Origin of the sequence: Gynurincola endophyticus (genome assembly GCF_003991195.1) — a bacterium.
Taxonomy (GTDB): Bacteria; Bacteroidota; Bacteroidia; order Chitinophagales; family Chitinophagaceae; genus Gynurincola; species Gynurincola endophyticus.
In genome coordinates this window covers 149,110-168,073 of the sequence record NZ_RCWL01000004.1, presented here as the reverse complement: position 1 = coordinate 168,073, position 18,964 = coordinate 149,110, and the positions used below count along the sequence as shown (strand labels likewise).

General features: G+C 37.7%; 15 protein-coding genes. 12 read left to right on the top strand and 3 right to left on the bottom strand.

Features of this window, described 5'->3' with window-relative positions:
* The first annotated feature begins 45 nt into the window (after positions 1-45).
* From D9O48_RS09670 to creD, 7 genes are all read left to right on the top strand, one after another.
* Positions 46-1,113, top strand: coding sequence for a glucokinase (locus D9O48_RS09670; RefSeq protein ID WP_126972766.1), 1,068 nt, complete (start codon positions 46-48; stop codon positions 1,111-1,113).
* Positions 1,114-1,204: 91 nt separating this feature from the next.
* Positions 1,205-3,334, top strand: coding sequence for a carboxy terminal-processing peptidase (locus D9O48_RS09665; RefSeq protein ID WP_126972765.1), 2,130 nt, complete (start codon positions 1,205-1,207; stop codon positions 3,332-3,334).
* A 115-nt stretch (positions 3,335-3,449) separates the two neighbouring features.
* A complete protein-coding gene (locus D9O48_RS09660; RefSeq protein ID WP_126972764.1) occupies positions 3,450-5,999 on the top strand; it encodes an outer membrane beta-barrel protein in 2,550 nt (849 codons plus the stop codon).
* A 281-nt stretch (positions 6,000-6,280) separates the two neighbouring features.
* Positions 6,281-6,850: a nitroreductase family protein gene (locus tag D9O48_RS09655; RefSeq protein ID WP_126972763.1), complete on the top strand. Its 570-nt coding sequence runs from the start codon at positions 6,281-6,283 to the stop codon at positions 6,848-6,850.
* A gap of 82 nt (positions 6,851-6,932) precedes the next feature.
* Positions 6,933-7,532, top strand: coding sequence for a hypothetical protein (locus D9O48_RS09650; RefSeq protein ID WP_126972762.1), 600 nt, complete (start codon positions 6,933-6,935; stop codon positions 7,530-7,532).
* On the top strand, positions 7,529-7,828 hold the full coding sequence (locus D9O48_RS09645; RefSeq protein ID WP_126972761.1) for a winged helix-turn-helix domain-containing protein: 300 nt from the start codon (positions 7,529-7,531) through the stop codon (positions 7,826-7,828). The genes D9O48_RS09650 and D9O48_RS09645 overlap by 4 nt, the downstream gene beginning before the upstream one ends.
* Positions 7,829-7,848: 20 nt before the next feature.
* A complete protein-coding gene (gene creD / locus D9O48_RS09640) occupies positions 7,849-9,246 on the top strand; it encodes a cell envelope integrity protein CreD (protein WP_126972760.1) in 1,398 nt (465 codons plus the stop codon).
* Positions 9,247-9,333: 87 nt separating this feature from the next.
* Here the strand turns inward: creD and D9O48_RS09635 are convergent, their stop codons facing one another.
* Together D9O48_RS09635 and D9O48_RS09630 are read right to left on the bottom strand one after the other, a co-directional pair.
* On the bottom strand, positions 9,334-9,996 hold the full coding sequence (locus tag D9O48_RS09635; protein WP_126972759.1) for a gluconate 2-dehydrogenase subunit 3 family protein: 663 nt from the start codon (positions 9,994-9,996) through the stop codon (positions 9,334-9,336).
* Positions 9,997-10,016: 20 nt separating this feature from the next.
* Positions 10,017-11,759 carry a GMC oxidoreductase gene (locus D9O48_RS09630; protein ID WP_126972758.1) on the bottom strand — a complete coding sequence of 581 codons (1,743 nt, stop codon included), beginning with the start codon at positions 11,757-11,759 and terminating at the stop codon, positions 10,017-10,019.
* Between the two features lie 331 nt (positions 11,760-12,090).
* Here D9O48_RS09630 and D9O48_RS09625 point away from each other — a divergent pair, with 331 nt between their 5' ends.
* The gene (locus D9O48_RS09625; protein ID WP_126972757.1) at positions 12,091-13,197 is read left to right on the top strand and encodes a DmpA family aminopeptidase; all 1,107 of its coding nucleotides are present in this window, start codon (positions 12,091-12,093) and stop codon (positions 13,195-13,197) included.
* A 23-nt stretch (positions 13,198-13,220) separates the two neighbouring features.
* A complete protein-coding gene (locus D9O48_RS09620; RefSeq protein WP_126972756.1) occupies positions 13,221-14,048 on the top strand; it encodes an aminotransferase class IV in 828 nt (275 codons plus the stop codon).
* Between the two features lie 24 nt (positions 14,049-14,072).
* Here the strand turns inward: D9O48_RS09620 and D9O48_RS09615 are convergent, their stop codons facing one another.
* Positions 14,073-15,347 (bottom strand): thioredoxin family protein, encoded by a 1,275-nt coding sequence (locus D9O48_RS09615; RefSeq protein WP_126972755.1) that lies wholly within the window; start codon positions 15,345-15,347, stop codon positions 14,073-14,075.
* Positions 15,348-15,781: 434 nt separating this feature from the next.
* On the opposite strand from D9O48_RS09615, the gene D9O48_RS09610 reads away from it, so the two are divergent.
* The 3 genes from D9O48_RS09610 (at position 15,782) to D9O48_RS09600 (ending at position 18,951) form a co-directional block, all read left to right on the top strand.
* Entirely contained in the window at positions 15,782-16,780 is a 999-nt protein-coding gene (locus D9O48_RS09610; protein WP_126972754.1) for a sensor histidine kinase, read from the top strand.
* On the top strand, positions 16,777-17,535 hold the full coding sequence (locus D9O48_RS09605; RefSeq protein WP_126972753.1) for a LytR/AlgR family response regulator transcription factor: 759 nt from the start codon (positions 16,777-16,779) through the stop codon (positions 17,533-17,535). The genes D9O48_RS09610 and D9O48_RS09605 overlap by 4 nt, the downstream gene beginning before the upstream one ends.
* Before the next feature lie 273 nt (positions 17,536-17,808).
* Complete coding sequence (locus tag D9O48_RS09600; protein WP_126972752.1) at positions 17,809-18,951, top strand: efflux RND transporter periplasmic adaptor subunit; 1,143 nt, start codon at positions 17,809-17,811, stop codon at positions 18,949-18,951.
* Positions 18,952-18,964 lie beyond the last annotated feature (13 nt).

Below are 18,964 nucleotides of genomic sequence, written 5' to 3'. Positions count from 1 at the left end.
GTTTTCGCTAAGATTTAGAATAAACGAAATCGAACAATTTTAAGTATGAGTAATATCATTGCCTATTCAGATTCGTTATTCAACTTCGATTGGATATACGAAAATAATCAAGAAAATCGAACTTCCTATTTTATTGCCGGTGATTTGGGGGGTACCAAGTGTTTGTTGGCGGTTTTTAAGAAGGAAGGAAACCGGATTGAACGCATTCAGGAACAAAAATATGCCAGTAATGACTTTGCCGGTATTAACGATATAATCAGTGATTTTATACAGTTGTTGAAAGTAAAACCAACTCAATTAGTACTGGGTATTGCCGGGCCGATCATTAATCAGTCGGTACAAATGACCAACTTGAACTGGGAGTTTAGTGCCACTTCATTAAAAGAAACCTTCGGTTTTGATGAAGTTCACCTGTTAAATGACCTGGAAGCCGCTGCGTATGGCCTGGCGGCACTAAAAGAGGAAGATCTGGTACCGTTACAGCTTGTGAAAGGAGATAAAGTACCGGGAAACATGGCTATCCTTGCCCCGGGAACAGGCTTGGGAATGGCCGGTTTGTATTGGAACGGCTCAGCTTATCATCCTTTTTCAACAGAGGGTGGACATGCTTTATACAGCCCGTCGCAAACTTTTGACCAGCATTTCTGGTCTTTATTGCAGGAGAAATACGGCCTGGTATCATGGGAACATGTATTGCAGGGGAACGGTATTTTCGAAATGTATAAATTTTTGTTACAGATCTCAAAAGATAAACCGGATCCGGCTTTTCATGAGAAAGTAATGGCATCCGATGACCCCACTCCAATAATAAGCGAAGCCGGCGTATGGAAAACAGATAAATTAGCATCTATTACTATGCAATATTATTGTATGAACCTGTTTGCCTGTCTGACAAATGTGGCTTTGCAGTTTAAAGCTACCGGTGGGGTGTTTTTAGGAGGGGGAATTCCACCTAAAATATTACCGGTACTGTCTCAAATGGCTTTATCTCAACCTTTTTTAAGACACCCAAATATGGATCAACTTTTGCAGAAAATACCTGTATGGGTAATCAGAAATGAGGAAACCGCTTTAAACGGAGCAGCTGTTTATGCAAGTTGGGTGAAAAAATGATGATTGGTATTGACAGATTCATAAAATTGTCTAATTTGTAGTCGAATTCCTTATCCTGGATTAAATAGGTTTTATAATCAACGTGCTGAAGATGAATAAGAAAGCCAATATTTTGTTAAGAAAATTTTGTTGTCTGATTTTGTGTGTAACGAGTTTAAATCTTTATTCACAAAATCCGAATATTACTTCGCATTTTGATATTGTTTTTCACCGGGTGAGTTACCTGCTGCAAAATCTCCATTATAATATTAAAGAAGTGGATGATGATTTCTCCAGTGAGATCTTAACAGCCTATTTAAACGGGTTAGATGCCCCCAAATTATTTTTTATTGCCAAAGACAGTGCTGAATTCGAAGAATACCGGTATCGTTTAGATGATGAGATGCTGGGTGAACCTGTATTAAGATATAAAGTCATTAATGAAAAATATATTCAACGGCTCAATGAAATTGACAGTTTGTTGAATGGCTTGCTGGCAAAACCTTTCAAGTTTACCAAAAAGCAGTCGATTGATCTTAATTATGAGAATGTACCTTTTGCTGCAAACGAAAAAGTTCGTCTGGAACGTTGGCAGAACATTCTGAAATATAAAGTACTTGTAACCTATAACGATTATCTCACCATCGATTATAAAGACTCTGCTGTTAACGGTAAGGTTCGCAAAAAACTGGAGGCAAAAGCCCGCGAATCTGTATTGAAAATTGAAACCCGTAACATTAAAAACCTCTTAAAGATTACCACAGAACAAGAGGCGTTTCAAAACTACGTGAACACCATCACGAATTTATATGATCCGCATACTGCTTATTTTTTACCGGTAGATACCCGTAGCTTTCAGGAAGGGATGAGCGGTATTTATTATGGTATTGGTGCTTTACTGACCGAGTCGGAAGGCCGTGTTTCAATTAAAGAATTAATGATCGGTGGCCCGGCATGGAAAAATGGTCAGGTAGAAGTGGGGGATGTATTTGTGAAGGTACAGGAAGAAAACGGTGAAGAAATTGATGTGGCTGGAATGTCGTCTTCCGAATTAATCAGATTAACACGTGGGGCAAAAGGATCTAAATTCACTATTACATTCAGAGCTAATAACCAAACCTTAAAAACTGTAACACTTATCAGAGAAGCACTACAGCTGGAAGATACCTTTGTAAAATCGGCAGTGATTGAATCAAACGGTATTAAAACAGGATATATCACTTTTCCTAAATTCTATACCTCCTTTGATGAAGATCATGGAAGAAGCTGTACTGAAGATGTAGCTAAAGAAGTTTTGAAACTGAAAGCAGAAGGCGTTACCAGTATTATTCTTGATATACGTGGTAATGTAGGTGGAAGTTTAGGTGAAGTAATTGATATGGTGGGGTTATTTGTTGATGAAGGTCCGGTAGTATTGGTGAATAACACCTGGAATGCTACCAGCGTAGGTAAAATGAGGCCCAATACAAAAATCTGGAGTGGACCTTTGGTAGTATTAGTTAATGAAACCAGTGCTTCTGCATCTGAAATTTTTGCTGCTGCTATACAGGATTATAAAAGAGGAGTGATTGTTGGTAGTTCTTCTACTTTCGGTAAAGGTACCGTACAACGCTCTATCAATATTAATCATCAGTTACAGGGATATGAGAATATTGACCTCGGAACAATTCACCTGACAGTACAAAAGTATTACAGAATAACCGGTAAGTCTACCCAATTAAAAGGAGTTGCTTCCGATATTATATTACCCGGCTTGTATCAACCCTATGATGTACAGGAAAAAAGCTACAAAACAGCTTTGAAGTGGGATACGCTGAATCCGGTAGATTATCAAATTAACAGAACTTTAGCAACAACTGTTGATGATGTGATTTATAAAGGGCGCGACCTAATGAAAAATGATTTGATACTTGATTCTATTCAAAATAAAATAGATTGGTTAACAGATCTGGGAGATGTTGTAAGTCTTAATATCAAATCTTATCAAACCATTGAGGAAAGTAGAAAAAATACAGTAAAATTCATCCGCGACAGACTGAAACTTCCGAGCTTGCTCGAAGTGAAAAACAGTCAGTATTTTCAATCTCACTATGAAGAGATGGAGAACTTCAAAAAAGAAACCAACCGTTTCTGGTTAAGTAATCTGCAGTCTGATTTATATCTGAAGAAGACAGTTGATATCGCCAGAGTATTGGAGTTATCATGGCCTGCTGAAAATAAAACTGCAGCCAGAATAAATTAATTTTCATTGTATCCCACCTTTTTGCAACTATTATCGTCTATTTAACGGAAACCGTTATTTATGTGCTTTAATGTTAAAAAAATATTAAAGCTTGATTGGTGAAAAAATTAAATGGATGAAATATTTAGGGTTATTTATTGCTTGTTTTACAATTTTTCAGGTTCAGTCATTCGCGCAACCTACCGGCGAATCTCAGGGTAGAATTATTGGAAAGGTAACTTCAAATAATGGCAATGTTGAAGCTGCTTCTGTGTATTTGTATTTAATCAGAGAAAATGACAACGAAAGTTTAGCAGGAGGAAAGCTTACTAATAAACAAGGTGAATTTGATATAGCAGGACTTACTTTCGGAAAACAATATCGTTTAGAAATTACAGGTATAGGATTTAAAGTATATGAACAAGTATTTACTTTCACAGCTCCCAGAGATGGCGAAGTAACAGTTGATCTTGGTAAAATTCAGGTAACTGCCGAAGCCGATTTTCTGGATGTAGTTACTGTAACCGGACAAAAGAATGCGTTACAAATGGGTATCGACCGTAAAACGTTTGATGTTGCAAAGAGTCTGAACTCTACCGGTGGTACTGCTGTTGATATCATGCGTAATATTCCTTCAGTAAGTGTAGACGTAGACGGAAATGTAACATTAAGAAGAAATTCACCACAAATCTTTGTTGATGGTCGTCCAACCATTCTTACTTTAGATCAGATTCCTGCCGATAATATCGAGCGTGTTGAGTTAATTACGAATCCTTCAGCAAAATTTGATGCAGCCAGTTCTGGTGGTGTGATTAATGTTATTCTGAAAAAAGATAAAAAATTAGGACTGAACGGTAACCTTACTTTAGGCACAGGTATACCTAAGAATAATAATGCAAACCTTAGCTTAAATTGGAGAGAAGGTAAATTCAACTTCTTTGTTAATGGAAGTTATAATAACTCTTACGCTGAGCCGGAAGGAAAATCTTTCCGTATTAATAAATCAAACGGTACTACAACCGATTATTATAATCAGAACTCTATTTCAGAAAGAGATAATACTTTTCAGTCAATACGTTTTGGTGCCGACTATTATATTGATAATAATAATATCCTGACTTTATCTCAAAGCTTCACAAAAGGAACTTTTGAAAGTAATCAGACACAACAACAGGAATGGCTGGATGCAGGTCATACGCTTACCAGAACCGGACAACGATATACAATTGGTGAAAACGGTTTTAACAGAAGCAGTACCCGATTAAACTATGAAAGAAAGTTCTCCGGAAACGGTAGAAAATTAACAGCTGATATCACCTACAATAATGGCGGCGGAAATAATTTCTCTGAAATTACAAATAGTAATTTCGCAGCTGATGGTAGTCCGTTAGCCGTTACTCCATTGGTAAGAAATAATGGTAAGAGTACCAATAATCAGGTTACTTTTCAAACAGATTACGAAACCTCTATCGGTGATTACGGTAAATTAGAAACTGGTGCCAGAATTTATATTGATGATCAGAAAAGTGTTTTTGAATCATTTTCTGTAGCCAATGGTGTAAGTACTAAATTACCATTGAGTAACAATATCGCTTATACTGAAAAAGTATATGCAGGTTATGCTACTTATGGTAACGAGCTTCCTGATATGGCTATTAAATACCAGGTTGGTTTAAGAGCTGAATATTCACGATTCGATGGTAGAATGGTGGATAGTAACAGAACATTCGGTTATGAGTTGCCTACTAAACTGTCGAACATCATGGATGGTTTGTATCCTTCATTGTTCTTAACAAAAACACTTGGAAACGGTGACGAATTACAGCTGAACTTTTCAAGAAGAGTACGTCGTCCGAACTTCTGGCAAATCAACCCGTTTGTGGATATCAGTGACGCCGTAAACATCCGTAAAGGTACACCGGGGCTGAAACCTATGTTCACGAATTCATTTGAGTTGAACTATAACAAAGTATATGATAAAGGGAATATGCTGGCGACAGTATATTATAGATCTACTACTAACTATATTACAATGTTCGCTGATACAATCAGCCCTGAATTGTTTGAGGAACTGAAAGACGCAAACATTGAACCTACTGCGATCGTAAACGAATTTATCAACGGTAACAGCCGAAATCGTTGGGGTACTGAATTGGTTTTACAACACAGATTCAGTGATAATTTTGATATTACTCCATCAGTAAACTTCCAGTATACCATGGTATCGGCGTCTACTGAAAAAATGAATCTGAGCAATGAAGGATTTAACTGGGATGGTAAAATTATTGCTAACTACCGCTTTCCTCATAAAGCCGGAATGTTGAAGAGCTTGTCGGTACAAGGTTTGGCCGAGTATGAAAGTCCTGAAGTAACCCCTCAGGGTAGAAGAAAGGAAGTGTACGTAGCTAACCTGGCTTTAAGAAAGCAGTTTATGAAAAATAACAGAGCTACTTTAACTTTTGCAGTGAATGATATTTTCAATACCGACCGTAGAGGAATGATTTACGATACCCCATTCTATTATCAGGATTCTTATAACAGAAGAAACGTAAGAAACTTCCGATTGACTTTCAACTATAAATTTGGTAAAGCAGACTTCTCTTTATTTAAAAGAAATGACAGAAAAGGCGGAGAAAGAGACGATGATCGCGGAGATTTCATGAGTGGCGGAGGTCCTGGTAAATAAGATTTCAAATGTATTAAAGAGCCCTGACATCAGTCAGGGCTCTTTTCTTTTAACAAACTCTATTGATGTTTTATACTTACGAAATCAGAACAGCTAAATTTCTACTATGTTTGGCAGATGAATTTTTTCCGCTGATTTGCGCAGATAAGTTATCGTGAATGTTAAATGTAGTTCAGCGAAGATTTAAATAGACGCTGAGATCTGCAACAGATTATTTATTTTTGAAAGATCAAGAACAGACGATACTGATTATTATCAACTGTTGTTTAAAACAAAATTTTATGTCTGCAAACTGGATAAATGATTTAATACATAACAGAAGAAGTGTGTTTTCAAAACAATTTGCTATTGATGATCCTGTAGATGATGTTATCGTGCAACAATTGTTAGAGAATGCGAACTGGGCGCCTACGCATAAATTAACAGAGCCCTGGAGATTTAAGGTATATAGTGGAGACGGACTAAAAGAGTTTACGAATACACATGTAAAAGCATATGAAACGTTAGCCGGAGAACGTTTTTCTGAGGCTAAGCTGGAAAAAATTAAACAGCCGCTTACCTGTTCACATATGATTGTAGTTGCGATGAAGCGACACGAATCTGTACCATTTATCGAAGAAGTAGCTGCGGTAGCCTGTGCGGTACAGAATATGCACCTCACAGCTCAGGCATACGGAATAGGAGCTTACTGGAGTACCGGTGGAGTCTGTTTGTGGGAGGGCGCCGCCCAGAAATTTGGGTTTGAAGCCGACCATCAACTACTTGGATTCTTTTACGTTGGTAATGTTGCTGTTCCGTCTCCAAAAGGTAAGCGTGGGGCAATAGAAGAAAAAGTGCTGTGGATCAAATAATTAAGTAGCCTGTAAAAAAATGTTCAAAAAAAATTTGCAGGCTATCTTTTTTCTTATTTACTTTGAATTTCAAAGTACTTTTATGAATAAGGATAAAGCAATACAAGATTTAAGAGAAATAACCAATATCATCGATAAGTCGAAGCGTTATACTTCGATATCTGGCATTTCGGTGGTAGCGGCAGGTTTTATCGCATTGGTTGGTACTTATTTTTCGCTGGGCATTTTGAAAGATGAAATCGGCCCTTTTGCACCGGCTGAAAAAGAGTTGTTGCTGGTTAGTATAGCAGCAGCTATTCTGGTGTTATCGTTGATTGTTATGTTTTCAATGAGTGCGTATAAATCACAAAAAACAGGAGAGAAGTTGTGGAACGAAAAAGCTAAAAAATGTGTTTCAGCTTTTTTTTATCCGATCGCAACCGGTGGCCTGTTAGCTTTCATGTCTTATTATTATCATTTCTATGATTTTATACCCAGTTCACAATTAATTTTTTACGGCCTTGCATGTATTGCAGGCAGTCCGTTCTCTTTTAAAGAGTTTAAAGTTCTCGGAATTCTCTGTTTGATTTTAGGAGTCATTTCCTTAGTACATTTTCCATACAATTATGTTTACTGGGCTGCAGGATTTGGTGTGTTGAATATTGTTTATGGTTTTTATATACATTTTAAATACGAGAAGTGAGTAACGATTTACTATTATATAACAAAATTTTTGAGAATAAGATCCGGTTACAGATAATGAGTGTTTTAGTGAGTAATGATGCATGCGACTTTAATTCACTGAAAGATTTACTGGATGTGACGGATGGTAATCTCGCGTCTAATATAAAGGTGTTGGAAAAAGAAGAGTATATCTCCGTTACCAAATCTTTTGTTGGAAAAAAGCCCCATACCCTGTATGCCCGAACGGAAAAGGGGATAGAAGCTTTTAAGAATCACTTAAAAGCATTGGAATATTTCATTAAACAATCAAAGTAATTACATTTAAACCCAAGGTTATGTTAGCCAACATACAACAGAAAATAAAAGAATCACTCATTGTAAAGCTGTTACTTATTCTTATTCTTTTATTACTCTTATTAATTCCATTAAACTTTGTGCATGATTTATTACGCGAACGTTATCGAACCAATGACGAAGTTTCTGCTGAACTTACCAGTTCATGGGGCGAAGCTCAGCTGATCAACGGACCGGTAATGATTGTTCCCTATGAAAAAACGGTAAAAACTGTTTCAACAGATAATAAAGATAAAATCATTGAGCGGAAAGAAGTAGACTTTCTGCATATTCTTCCTAAAACACTCCATGTTAATAGTTCAATTCATTCGGAAGTTTTAAAAAGAAGCATTTATCAGGCAGTTGTTTATCAATCAAAAAATAACTTGTCGGGTAGTTTTGCCGCCATCGATTTATACAAGCAAATTGAATTGAAAGGCGATGATAGAATACTGACCGATGAAATTGAAATAGTATTGAATGTTGCTGATATAAGAGGTGTAAAATCTTTACCAGTGTTAAAAATTAATGGTAACGATTATAAACTCACACTGCGCAAAAAGGAAAGTAAAGCAGAAAATTTTCTGCTTACCAGCAGAGTTCAGGTAGCTGATTTACTGACAAGTGGTTTTCAATTCGAACTGGTGATGGATCTAAGTGGCAGCAGAAGTTTTAATATCAATCCTCTGGCTGAAGATAATACGATCATGGTAACCAGTAACTGGAGCACACCTAGTTTTAAAGGTTCTCATCTGACGCTCGATAAAGAAATTAGCAATGATGGATTTACTGCTAACTGGAACATCTCCAATGTGCTAAGTGAAGTTCCTCCGGTTTTTGCAGACGGGTCTTTTGTGTCTGACCTGTATACGTATTCATCTTCTGATGTAGGATTGGCCGGTTATGGCCAGGCTTCCTATCAGAAAAACAATTCTTTTGTTACCATTCAGTTTTTTGATCAGATGAATAATTATACGAAGTCAGAAAAAATTACCAAGTATGCAGTGTTGGTGATTATTTTAACATTCACGAGTATTTTCTTCAGCGAAATATATTCTAAAGTACGGGTACATATTGTTAACTATTTATTGATTGGTCTGGGTGTGATTATATTTTACCTGCTGTTATTATCAATCAGTGAGTTCTTGAGCTTTAATGTATCTTATCTGATTGCTTCAGTTGCTACGATTGCATTGATTACTAATTTTATCAGATTGCTCGTTCGGCAGAGAAAAGTGGTATTATCAGTAGGATTAGTATTATCAATATTATATCTGTTCTTATTCATCCTTATACAAATCAAGGAGCAGGCGCTGTTAGTGGGCTCGATCGGTTTATTCTTTATCCTTGCGCTTCTGATGAATTTTTCAGCCAGATTCAAGTTGGGAAGCAGGGAGTGAAATTCTTAATTATTATTAAAGGTGAATAGTTATAATAACAAGGCCCCGACATTGCCGGGGCCTTGTTATATGTGATCGCATGTGGCACTAAACATCGTATTTAGCACATTCGTTTAATTCTTTTTCAGTATAGGAGAGGCCGTATTGTGCTAACACATCGTCGGGTACCCCATTCCATTTATTGGGTTTATTACCTGCATAGCCAAGATCTTTTACTCCTATTTCAGAAGTGAAAAACCCGGTAGCGGTTAAATCTCTCATTTTATTAAAGAAAGCTACGCCTTGTTGCATTTCAGGCTTTGCTTTATTAGGATACGCAATCTGGTCAACCATTGCGATTTGCTCCTTTGCAGAACAGTCTGCAAAAGTTTTACCATAGGTTTTAAGCATTTGCATGTCGAGCCATCTTAAGCCACCTCTCATCGGTATCTGATGAGCCGGCATATCTTTAACTATGAACTCAATAAAGTCTGGAACACCAGCGTCAGAAGCACTACCACTCACATCGTCTTTCGGAATGATAATATCTCCTAATACCGTAATGGTTTTCATTTCGTGTGGCGTAAAAAAGGTTTCAGACATCAGTTGGCTGTCACGCTTCTTTTCTTCCTCCATTCTGTCAAACTTGAATGCAGGTTGTTTTTCTACATTCGCATGTTTTGGCGTATCCTCATTATTACAAGCGTTTACAAAAAAACCTGTCGCCAATGAGCCTAATGCAATCGCTTTTATCGATTTTCTTCTGTCCATTTTCTGATAATTTTGTATGCTTATAAATTTTGTTTTTTCATTTGATCCATGATATATTCAGAAGCTCTCATGGAGAGTGCAAGAATCGTCCAGGTAATATTTTTGTCAGCCTGTGATACAAACTGCGCACCGTCTACGCAAAACAGGTTTTTACAATCATGTGCCTGGCTCCACTTATTCAGTGCTGATTTACGGGCATCATTACCCATACGAACCGTTCCTGCTTCGTGGATGATTTTTCCGGGATTTTCAAGTCCGTAGCTGTTAGCTGCTGTTCCATCACCGCCCCAGGTTACAATAGCACCCATTTCATGCATCATTTCGAGGAAGGTTTCCTGCATGTGCCTGGCTTGTTTTACTTCATGATCGCTCCATTTCACATTAAACTTCAATACCGGAATACCCCATTGGTCTACTACATTACTATCAATAGCACAATAATTTGACTCTAAAGGAATCGCTTCACCACGTCCGGCCATACCCACCGAAGCTCCGTAGAAGAAACGGATGTCTTCTTTCAGGCTGGCACCATATCCACCGGCTTCTTTTACCTGGCCTCTTACCGGATGTTTTCCGTTCATTCCCTGAATACCCATACCAAAGCCATACGCAGGTTGTGACATACCACCCCAATATTCAATGTGGTAACCTCTTGGAAAGTCGAGTTTTTTATTATCTAACCACCATGGAGTATATACGTGCATACCGCCAACACCGTCTTCATTGTAGCGCTTACGGTCAAAAAGATGCGGTAAGTAACCACCTAAAGCAACACCGGTAGAATCATGCAGGTATTTACCTACTACGTCGCTGTTATTAGCCAAACCGTTCGGATGACGTGCACTTTTTGAGTTGAGTAATAAACGAGCCGATTCACAGGCGCTCGCTGCAACAATAACGACTCTGCCGTTTACCTGGTATTCCTGTAAGTCGGTTTTATCTACGTATGAAACACCCACTGCCAGCCCTTCACTATTCGTAATAACCTCTCTTGCCATTGCATTGACAACAATGTCAAGATTTCCGGTAGCAATGGCGGGTCTGATCAATGCGTTGGATGAACTGAAGTCGGCATCCTGATAAGAACAGGCACGATTACACTGTCCGCAGAAAATACATTCTCCTCTTTCTTCATTTATTTTTTTAGTAAGAATCGCCATTCTTGAAGGAACCACCGGAATGCCAAGGCCCTTTCCGGCATTCTTAATCATTAACTCATGTAATCTGGGTTTCGGAGGAGGCAGAAAATGACCGTCTGGTTCATTATCCAGCCCTTCATTGGTACCGAATACACCAATTAGTTTATCTACACGGTCGTAATAGGGTTTGATTTCATCGTAAGTGATCGGCCAATCATCACCTAAACCATCGATTGATTTACGCTTAAAGTCTTTGGGGCCCCAACGTAAAGCAATTCTTCCCCAGTGATTGGTACGTCCGCCTACCATTCTCGCTCTCCACCAGTCCCATTCGGTTCCTCTTTCTTTGGTATAGGGTTCGCCGTCAATTTCCCAACCCCAATAACAGGCATCAAAATCTCCAAATGGTCTGAATTTAGTGGAAGCACCGCGTCTGGGAGAATCCCACGGATTTTTAAATTGAGTAACGTTGGTTTTCGGATCGTACATCGCACCGGCCTCCAACACACACACTTTTAATCCTGATTTTGCTAACATGTAAGCCGCCATTCCTCCACCTGCACCTGAACCCACAATTACGGCATCGTACTGTTTACTGTTCTTTTTAATTTGAATGTCTCCCATATGGTTTAGTTATCTACAAAGTGTAATATATGCTTTCTGTTTAGATTTTCGACCAACAAATTAACACATTTTCTTTCAACTAAAACCTTTTAGCATAAAAAAATCTCATTTTAACCGGTTTAGATAAGGAAATGCTTGCAAAAGGTAGGTCTTTACCTGCTTTTCGGGCGAAAAGAAAATTCTCTTAACGATTATTTTATACACCGGAGATAGTACTATTTTATCCGGATTATATTTTTTAAACATACCATCACTGTACAAAATTTCTGTAACAATTATTGTTAGTGAACAGGATTCGCTAACTTCAATATTCATTGAACCAGCTAAACTCATGAGAAAGTTATTGTTATTCTTCTTTTTAGGATCCTCGTTTGCCATACAGGCGCAGAACAGGATTCGTGATTGGGGACTTCAACCGGGTATTTTACCCACCGGAAAATGGAATGCCATTACAGATGTTAAGGGGGTTAAAATAGGACATGTAACCCTTTCCAAAGATTCTGTTCAAACCGGTGTAACTGCTATTTTACCCCACAGCGGTAATTTGTTTCAACAAAAAGTTCCGGCGGCTATTTATATCGGCAACGGGTTCGGTAAACTGGCTGGTTACTCGCAGGTAAAAGAACTGGGAAATATTGAAACTCCCATAATATTAACCAATACACTTTCGGTTGCTGCGGGGCTGGAAGGATTAATCAGGCATACGTTCAGTTATCCCGAAAATAAAAATGTTGCATCAGTAAATGGTGTAGTGGGTGAAACGAATGACGGACAAATCAATGATATACGTGGTTTGCATGTTAAGCCCGAACATGTGTTGGCTGCTATTCAAAAAGCCGATACAGGTAAAGTAGCAGAAGGAAACGTAGGTGCCGGTACAGGTACTATCGGGTTCGGCTACAAAGCCGGTATTGGTACTTCTTCGCGAAAATTACCTGAAGCACTCGGCGGATATACAGTAGGAGTGATTGTGCAAACTAATTTTGGTGGTGTGCTGATGGTAGACGGTTTACCTGTAGGGGAACATTTAAAGCAACACGTTTTCAGTAATGTTCTAAATGATTCAGGCGACGGTTCCTGTATGATTGTAATAGCTACAGATGCACCCGTGGATGCACGAAATCTGGAACGTATGGCAAAACGGGCTATGCTAGGTCTGGCCAGAACAGGCGGCATTGCTACCAACGGATCCGGTGATTATGTAATAGCTTTTTCAACTTATGAAGGTAACCGCATCCAACACAACATTGAGCAACCAACAGCTGCGAATACGTTATTGTCGAACGAAGTTATCTCTCCTTTGTTCCTCGCTACAGTTGAGGCAACTGAAGAAGCCATTCTCAATTCGCTGACTGCCGCTAAACCGGTAAAAGACCGCCGGGGCAGAACAGTACCTGTATTAGATGCAGCTATCATTAAAAAATTGATGAAAAAGTAATTTCCACTTCCAAATACAACACTATGTTCGCCTATATTATCGATAAAATAGTTCCTTATACAGATTCAACTATACATATCAGTGACCTGGCATTGCAAAGAGGTTATGGTATTTTTGATTTTTTCAGAGTAAGAAATAAGAAACCGTTGTTTCTGGAAGATCACCTCGACCGTTTTTATGCATCTGCCGGAAAAATGTTGCTACAGTCGCCGGTAGATAGAAATGAGTTGACAGATATTATTATCACACTGGTAGAAAAAAACAACTTGTCAGATGCCGGAGTAAAAGTTTTATTAACCGGTGGATATGCTGAAGACGGATATACGATCACACAACCGAACCTGATCGTAGTAGTACAGCCTTTTAAATACCCTTCTGAGCAACAATTGCAAAGTGGTGTAAAAATTATTACTGTCAATTTCAGAAAGGAACTTCCCGATATTAAAACGATTAATTATCAGAAAGCAATCATGATGACCCCTGCAGTGAAAGCAGCGAACGCAGTAGATCTGGTTTATCATCATGACGGTATTATTTCCGAGTTGCCCAGATGTAATTTTTTCATAGTAACACAAGAGGATGTTATCAAAACTCCCGATCAGCAGATACTGCTGGGTGTTACCAGAAAGAAAGTTTTGCAGTTGGCAAGAAAAAAATATAAAGTGGAGGAATGTTCCATTACGCTGAATGATGTATACAATGCTAAAGAAGCTTTTTTTACCAGCAGTACCAAACGTATTGTACCGGTGGTGAAAGTTGATGATTATATGATCGGAAGCGGAAAACCCGGAAAAATAACCCTTGATTTATTGAGCGGATTGATTCAGCACGAAGATGAAGTATTAAGATAATCAAAGCCTCCGGCAGGAGGCTTTTTAATTTATACTTACTGATGGATGAAATATATTTTCATAGTTTTTGCTGAATGATCTTGTAATAAAACTATTGACAAATATTTTATTCTTTTGATAAATGTCTTGCGCTTTCTTGTACCATTCAGAAAAAGTTGATTTCTTTTGTTGAAAAGAATAGGGGAATTGTTCTTTGTATAATAAAACAAGCTCACTGATTTCTTCAAATGTTCTTTCTGTTTCAGATAAGAATGATTTTAAGTAACTACTGTATATGTTTGACTTTTCAATTTCCTCTTTGGTTTTGTCAGGAAATTTAACAGACAGTGCCTTTTGGAAAGTTAACTGATCGTAATGTTCAAGTGTATCGGTATTGGTGTAACTGTTGATGAAAAAAACTGCAAGGTCTATGAATGCAGCACTATCCTGAGATCGTGCATAGTATCTCAGCGTAAGAAAATCACGTTCTCTGTTTTGAGTGAAAGTATAATCTTCTGCCAGGTGATTGAGTTGAATAATTTTATTTTTTAATGCGGTGTCTCTTGCTTCTCCTGATAAATCAATTTGTTCCAGTACTTTGTTTCTGATCGTATTCCATGCGCTCATCAGTTCTTTTGATTTGACCGGATATTTTTTGTATTCGCTTAACAAAGAGCTGGCTAATAAACCTTCAGGTTCTATAGCTCCAACAAGATTTCTTAACAGAAATGTCAGCTCATTGTTTTTGTCATTGGTTTTTATCGTTTGTTGAAGATAATTTTCTATGACGGCGGCATTTGGCTGGTTCACTGTACCGAGAAATTCTATATACTCTTTTAAAAAAGTAATGTCATTTTTTTTATGGAGGTATTGTTGCCGGTAAAATTCTGCATTGATTCCGTTTTTATTCTTTTTAATAGCGCTTTCTGCTACTTCTATGAACTTTTTTGTGTTCATTGCTCCAATACTTACCTGTACCAATTCTCCTTTTACATTTAAGAATAAATAAGTGGGGTAGGCGTTGACGTGATAGTTTTTGGTAAATTCTATACCGAAGTTTTTTTCAGCGTCTATTTTTACACTATAAAAATTTTTGTTAAGATGGAGAATGGTAAGTGTATCACGAAAAGTATTTTGATCCATCCATTTACAGGGGCCGCACCATTCTGTATATACATCTACAAAAATCATTTTGTTTTGCCTGCGGGCATTCTCTATAACTTGTTGCCAGGAGGTAGAACTAACATCAAAAGCCGGTTGTTGCGCCTGTATAGGCGTTAATACTATTGCAAGCAATGAAAGAAGCAGGTATTTTCTCATGCGTTACGTTTTGATAAGGTGAACAGGCAAATGGTTGTTATAGTGCAGCAAACAGCCGGCCCCTTCTTATAGGATGTAGCAGCCGGCGATTTCCATAAAATTCAGGCGGAAAAACTCTAAATAAGTTTTTTTACTATTTGATTGATTATCATTGATTTAGTTTTTTTTTATGGTATTAACCACAGTAAATTCTTAACTCTTAATTATTAATTCTTTAGTTTGTGCCCTCCACGCTTCAGTACCCAATTTCTACATTTCAGAAAAACATTTTGAAATACCTCAATAACTAACTTTAGTTTTGCAGTTTAGCATCAGGCACTAAACAGTTAAAAGATATTATTTTGCTCAGTTGGCGTGAAAGTATATTAGAAAATAAATGGAAGCGGATCGTATTTCCGCTCTTGGCATTCGTGGTGTTAAACGTGGTAAGTTTTATGATGGACCCGTTTGACTCTTACTGGATGAATATACTGGAGCAGCCCATCTGGTACCTTTTGCTTGATTCGGGTATTACACTACTATTCTGTATTATCGTATCAGAGATATGCATTTATGTGGGTAACCAGCTCAACCGTTATATTCCATGGAAAGACCAGCCCGGAAAACGGTTGATTATTGAAGTGACCTGTGTCATTATTCTCGTGTGGATATTGAGTTTTTTCTTTAGCTATCTTTTTGCTTTTACCTGTGGTAGTGAGGCGATTCAGTCAGATACTCCTGAAATGCTCAGAAAACAAGCTGTAAGTGAAATGCAGTGGTTTGTTTTAAGTACCATTGTAAGCCTGATGCTCGTAGGAATCAACACCGGTAGCTTTCTGATCAGAAACTGGAAAAATGAGGCTGTAAGAGCTGCTGAAATGAATCAATACGCTATTGAGGCTGAGCTTAGAGCTTTGAAGTTGCAAATAGACCCGCATTTTGTATTTAATAACCTCAGTGTACTCTCTGAGCTGATTCTGGAAGATCAGAAAGCCGGACATGAATTTGCAGAAAACTTCTCCAGAATTTACCGCTATATTTTAGTGAATTCAAAAAAAGACCTCACTTCACTCGAAGAAGAATTAAAATTCCTGAATGCCTATATAAAGCTCATTAAACACCGTTTCGGTAATCGCGTAGAATTCAGCATTAATGTTAATACCGATGTGGTTACCAATGGAATTCCCCCGTTAACGCTTCAGTTGTTGGTAGAAAACGCACTGAAACACAATAAAACTGTAAAAACAAATCCACTTAAAATTTATATATATACCAATGCTCAGAATGAACTGGTGGTAGAGAATACACTGGCGCCTATCGGCAATCCGCTGAATTCTTCCAAGTTCGGACTCAGTAATATCCAGGATCGATATGCACTCTTAACCCTGAATGAACCCCAGATTATCCGTGATGAACAGATATTTAAAGTTATTTTACCTTTAATTAAGTTATGAGTTATACAGTAGTTATCATTGAAGACGAAAAACCTAATGCTGATAGGTTAAAGCGATTGCTTTATGAAATTAATCCTGAAGTACATATATTGGCAGTTCTGGAAAGTATTTCAGAATCGGTAAACTGGTTTCAGTGTAACAAAACACCTGACTTAATTATGCTGGATATCCAGCTTTCTGACGGATTGAGTTTTGAGATTTTCGAAAAAGTAACGATCCAAAGTCCTGTGGTATTCACCACGGCTTACGACGAGTACGCGATCAAAGCATTTAAATATAATGGCATTGATTACCTTTTAAAACCCGTTGAGCTGGATGATTTACGTGGCGCTATTGGTAAACTTGAATATTGTTGTGAAGCACAGGAACAACCTGTTTCTTTAGCGGGTTTAATGGATTTCTTCAAACCGAAAGACTATAGAAGCAGGTTTTTACTTTCTTTTAAAGACGGTTACAAAACTTTACTGGTCAACGATGTTCTGTATTTTTATGTAGACCTGAAAATTACCCGTGCCCGCCTGTTAGATGGTACGGAAGAAATTATTCCCCTCACATTGGAAGAACTTGAACAACAACTGGATCCTAAAGTTTTTTTCAGAGCCAACCGCCAGTTTATTGTAGGTATTAACTCTATTCAGCATATCCATAATTACTTTAACGGCAAATTGAAGGTCAGTATAAAAAATGACACTTCTGTAGAAATTATTGTAAGCCGCGAAAAAGCCAATCAGTTAAAGCATTGGATGGACTTCTGATTTATGCCTCATTATTAGCTTCACTTCTACTATGTTTGGAAAATTGAAAGTGTATAATAACTCTTTATAACTGAATACGACAAACAATATCAGTTCAACAACTGCGTGGCCATTATTAATTCTCAATTCTCCATTTGCGATTCCCTGTCAACCAGGCCCGGTATTAAACCACTATTTTTACAGTTCAGTTTTGATTTTTACCGTTTGAGTAAAACTTCATTCAATACGGAAAGTTTAAATATTACATTTGTACGCATTGCAAAAAAGAATGAAATGAATAGAAATACATTGACGAAATCATCGTGGAAAAGTGTGATAGCATTTGGCTTTATTATTACAACACTGATTACGGCCTGCGGAGATGGCGGTAATCAGGCTTCAAGTTATCAAGAGCAATCGGTTGTTGTTGAAACAATCATTGTGACAGCTGAAAACTTACCTTTTGAAAGATCATATCCTACCCAGATTGAGGGCAAGGTAAATATTGAATTAAGGCCGCAGGTGAGTGGCTACATCGAAACAATTTATGTGGATGAAGGCGCTTTTGTAAAAGCAGGTCAGCCCATTTTTAAAATTAATGCCAGTGTATATCAGGAACAGAAAAATACTGCGCTTGCTGCATTGAGTGCGGCTAATGCACAGTTACAAAATGCTCAGCTTGAATTAGAAAAGTATCAAAAGCTTACCGAGCGGAAAATCGTTTCTGACTTTCAATACCAGAAAGCAAAGGCAGCCTATGAATCAGCAACAGCCAATATTGAACAACAAAAAGCATTGGTTGCTTCTGCTGATTTAAATATTGGTTTTTCTACTGTTAAAGCTCCGGTGAGTGGTTATGTTGGACGAATTCCTAACAGAATCGGTGCATTGGTGAGTCCGGCAGATGCTCAGGCATTAACTACTCTTTCTCAGGTAGATGTCGTATATGCTTATTTCTCCATTCCGGAAGTTCAGATTCTGGATATGGTGGCTACCCGTAAAGGAAACAGCCTGATAGAAAAACTGAAAAATTACGGAACTATTTCTTTGAGATTAGCGAATGGAACCGTATATGAAAAAACAGGTAAAATTGATATAGTTGACGGGCAGTACGATAAAGGAACAGCCTCCATTCCGGTACGTGCATCATTTGCCAATCCGAATGGAATTCTTCGTTCGGGTAATACCGGAAAGATATTGTTGACGGATACTTTAACACAGGTGGTAAAAATTCCGGTATTAGCAACTGTAGATATTCAGGATAAAGTATTTATCGGAATAGTAAATGATAGTAATGTAGTAACAAGAATGCCATTAAAAGATTATGTGAAATCAGGTGATTATTACCTGGTAAAAAGTGGAATTGAACCAGGAACCAGAATAGTTTCTACCGAACTGGCTAAAGTTCCGGAAAAGGCAACAGTTACAATAAAATAAAATTGACAAACAG

Excerpts from the sequence above, each read along its gene's own strand:
- D9O48_RS09600 (WP_126972752.1), top strand. The coding sequence starts at position 17,809 with ATGAATAGAAATACATTGACGAAATCATCGTGGAAAAGTGTGATAGCA.
- D9O48_RS09625 (WP_126972757.1), top strand. The coding sequence starts at position 12,091 with ATGAGAAAGTTATTGTTATTCTTCTTTTTAGGATCCTCGTTTGCCATA.
- D9O48_RS09605 (WP_126972753.1), top strand. The coding sequence starts at position 16,777 with ATGAGTTATACAGTAGTTATCATTGAAGACGAAAAACCTAATGCTGAT.
- D9O48_RS09650 (WP_126972762.1), top strand. The coding sequence starts at position 6,933 with ATGAATAAGGATAAAGCAATACAAGATTTAAGAGAAATAACCAATATC.
- D9O48_RS09635 (WP_126972759.1), bottom strand. The coding sequence starts at position 9,996 with ATGGACAGAAGAAAATCGATAAAAGCGATTGCATTAGGCTCATTGGCG.
- D9O48_RS09665 (WP_126972765.1), top strand. The coding sequence starts at position 1,205 with ATGAATAAGAAAGCCAATATTTTGTTAAGAAAATTTTGTTGTCTGATT.
- D9O48_RS09660 (WP_126972764.1), top strand. The coding sequence starts at position 3,450 with ATGAAATATTTAGGGTTATTTATTGCTTGTTTTACAATTTTTCAGGTT.
- D9O48_RS09615 (WP_126972755.1), bottom strand. The coding sequence starts at position 15,347 with ATGAGAAAATACCTGCTTCTTTCATTGCTTGCAATAGTATTAACGCCT.
- D9O48_RS09630 (WP_126972758.1), bottom strand. The coding sequence starts at position 11,759 with ATGGGAGACATTCAAATTAAAAAGAACAGTAAACAGTACGATGCCGTA.
- D9O48_RS09620 (WP_126972756.1), top strand. The coding sequence starts at position 13,221 with ATGTTCGCCTATATTATCGATAAAATAGTTCCTTATACAGATTCAACT.
- D9O48_RS09610 (WP_126972754.1), top strand. The coding sequence starts at position 15,782 with ATGATGGACCCGTTTGACTCTTACTGGATGAATATACTGGAGCAGCCC.
- creD (WP_126972760.1), top strand. The coding sequence starts at position 7,849 with ATGTTAGCCAACATACAACAGAAAATAAAAGAATCACTCATTGTAAAG.
- D9O48_RS09655 (WP_126972763.1), top strand. The coding sequence starts at position 6,281 with ATGTCTGCAAACTGGATAAATGATTTAATACATAACAGAAGAAGTGTG.
- D9O48_RS09670 (WP_126972766.1), top strand. The coding sequence starts at position 46 with ATGAGTAATATCATTGCCTATTCAGATTCGTTATTCAACTTCGATTGG.